At 71.7% G+C, this 2,774-nt stretch carries 3 protein-coding genes; 1 reads left to right on the plus strand and 2 read right to left on the minus strand.

The window, feature by feature from the left end:
• A partial coding sequence (locus VN520_RS36835) for a ferritin-like domain-containing protein (protein ID WP_325751310.1) occupies nucleotides 1-252 on the plus strand: 252 nt, incomplete at its 5' end.
• Nucleotides 253-291: 39 nt separating this feature from the next.
• On the opposite strand, the gene VN520_RS36840 is transcribed toward VN520_RS36835, so the two are convergent.
• Nucleotides 292-951 carry an iron transporter gene (locus tag VN520_RS36840; RefSeq protein ID WP_325751311.1) on the minus strand — a complete coding sequence of 220 codons (660 nt, stop codon included), beginning with the start codon at nucleotides 949-951 and terminating at the stop codon, nucleotides 292-294.
• Nucleotides 952-2,220: 1,269 nt separating this feature from the next.
• Nucleotides 2,221-2,774, minus strand: a 554-nt coding sequence (locus tag VN520_RS36845) for a substrate-binding domain-containing protein (protein WP_325751312.1), incomplete at its 5' end; no start/stop codon positions are given.

Raw genomic sequence — 2,774 nt, forward strand, 5'->3', positions numbered from 1 at the left:
GAGCAGGAGGTCACCGAGCAGATCAAGGCCCTGTTCGCCGCCGCGCGGGCCGAGAACGACGCGCTGGGGGAGCAGTTCATGCTCTGGTTCCTCAAGGAGCAGGTCGAGGAGATCGCCTCGATGACCACCTTGGTGAACATCGCACGCCGGGCGGAGAACCTCTTCGATCTGGAGAACTTCGTGGCCCGGGAGCAGGTCGGCGACGGCGGGCACGGATCGGGGGCCCCGGAGGCCGCCGGCGGGGCCGTCTGACCCCTCAGGCACCCCACGGGTCCGTGCTCGACGGAGTCTTCAGGCCGCCGGCTCCAGGCGGACGTTGTCGAAGGTGACGGTTGCGGGTTCCAGCAGGGTCAGCTCGTGGGCGTGCTCCCCGTGGTGGGGGAACTGCGGGGCCTGCAGGCTCGCGCGCAGGGTGTAGTCGCCGGCCTCGGGCACGCTGAAGTTGTGGGCGTAGTGGAAGAACTCCGCGTGGAAGAACATCAGCTCCTTCTCGTCCACCACGGTGCCGTCCTCGTCGAGGACCTCGAGCCGGATCGGCACCTCGGGCACGACGCGACCGGTGGCGGCCTCGATCGGGATGATCTCCAGGTGGTGGGTCTCGCCGGCGGCCGGTTCCCGCCGGGTGGGCTCCCCGCCGGTGGTCTCGAACCACGGCTCAGCGGGCTCCACGATGTAGGCCACCTCCCAGTCCCCGGAGGTGGTGCGCCCGCCTTCGGCCTCGACCTCCTCGTTGAGCACCGCGTACTGGGCGGCCACCCCCTCAGGCACCGCACCGGCCGCCTCGGCCGTGGTGGCCGCGCCGGTGTCCGGGGTGGCGGCAAGGGTCTCCGCGCCGGGGCTCTCGGCGTCGGTGGTCTCGGTGCTGGCGCCGGTGTCGGCGCCGCAGCCGGTCAGCAGCAGGGTAGTGAGGGCCGCTGCGGCGGCCACGGGGCGGTACTGGGACATGGTCATCGTCTCCCTCGCAGGCAGGTGTGCAGAACAGGACGTGGCGGACACGAGGTGCCCGGTGCTGGCCGAGGGGTGACGAGGAGCCCGCCCCGCGCCCCGCAAAGCGGTGTGCTCCCCCTCGTCACTGCCAACTTAGGCCATCCTAACCAAGGTGTTTCCACCGGTGCGCGGGACGACGTGGTACTACACGGGCCCCGTGCCGTAGCCGGCCCTGTGACAGCACCCCGGGGATGCTGGGTATGGCGCGCTGCTGTCGCACCGGCCCCCACGGGTGCGTCCAGGCCTGGTCTCATCACCCTGTCGGTTCCTGCCTGCTCCCTGCGTCATCGTCGACGGGGACGTCATCCTGAGAAGGGAGCAGGCACGGGTGGTGCGCTGCCGGCTGTGGGCGCCGTTGGCTCCACGGATTCCCGTCCCACCCCCGGGCTCAGGAGCGAGGTGGGCGGCCCTGGTTCGAGGGCCAGAACGCCTCGAAGGCGCGCTGCTCGGCATGGCCGGCCGGGTTCATCGGCACAGGGAACGATGCGGTGCCAGGGTCACGCAGAAGGACTCGGGGGTGCCCACCCGATCCGGGTCGAGCTCGTTGCCGCACTGCACGGCCCCACCCCTGGGGTGGGGAGGTCATCGCGTAGGCGTAGTGGCGAAGGGGGTGGTGCCTGGATCACGGTGATCTCCACGGCCTCGAGTTCCTCCCAGTCCTCCACCATCACCACCGCGGGGGGCTGCGCTCATGTGGCGCAGTGGCCGGCGGTGGAACCGGGGACGGGCCGGGCGTGCCGGACGCAGCGTTGCGGGCCGGCCGGCGGGGAGGAGGCGGCCCCGTGCATCTGGCACAGCCCGGCGGTGTCACCGGTGTGGTAGGCCAGCGGCGTGAGAGAAGCCCCCGCCGGCAGGCGCCCCCTCGGTCGCCTCGGCACCGCCGAGGAGGTCGCCCGCCTCGTGAGCTTCCTCCTCTCGTCAGGAGGCCTCGTTCATGACCGGCGGCTACTACCTCGTCGATGGCGGCTGCACCGCCGTGTGACCTCGCGGCCGGGCGGGATCGGGTCCTGCCCGGCACCAGCGGCGTGCGGGGCGATCGCCGAACGGTTCCTCCACGAACGGCCGCCACGGCGGGGAATCGGAGCAGCGGATACACGTTGCGCGCTCAGCGCTCCATTGCGGGCACCGAGAGCATGATCACGATCCCGCACCGGGGCTGCTGAAACCAGTCCTGAGACCCTGCCGAGCATTGCGCACGGTGTGACCCGCGCCGTGAATCATGGTGGCGGTTCGTCAAGGTGCGCAGTCGGGGCGGGTCTGCCTTCCAGGAGGCGCCGTGCTGCATCCGATGGCCAGCGTAGGAGGCAGCAGTTCGTCCGCGGGGCGGGGGGCGCCGGGAGCCAGCTGAGCCAGCAGCAACTCGGCGGCCCTGCGTCCTGCGGCGTGGCTGGCGTTGTCCACCGAGGTCAGACTGATTCGGCGCATCCGGGCCAGGGGAGTGTTGTCGTAGCCTGCCACCGAGAGGTCTGCGGGCACGGACAGCCCCTGCTCCTCGGCGGCGGACATGACCCCCAGGGCGGCCATGTCGTTGACGGCGAAAACGGCCGTGGGCCGTTCCGTGCCGGCCAGCAGCTCCATTCCGGCCTGGTAGCCGGCTTCCTCCGTCAGATCCCCATCGATCCAGCGCATCCGGTCCGCCAGGCCGGCGGCGCGCATGGCCTGTTCGTAGCCTCGGCGGCGAGCCGCCCCGACCGCCGTCGACGCCGCGCTCACGTGGGTGATCGCACGGTGGCCGAGGCCCACCAGGTGGTCCACGACGGAGACGGCGCCGGCGACGTCGTCGTTGG

This window comes from Streptomyces sp. (assembly GCF_035563135.1).
In the GTDB taxonomy this organism is placed as follows: Bacteria; Actinomycetota; Actinomycetes; order Streptomycetales; family Streptomycetaceae; genus Streptomyces.

What these genes read in the sequence shown, in the direction of transcription:
- VN520_RS36840 (WP_325751311.1), bottom strand. Translation starts at nt 951, where the DNA reads ATGACCATGTCCCAGTACCGCCCCGTGGCCGCCGCAGCGGCCCTCACT.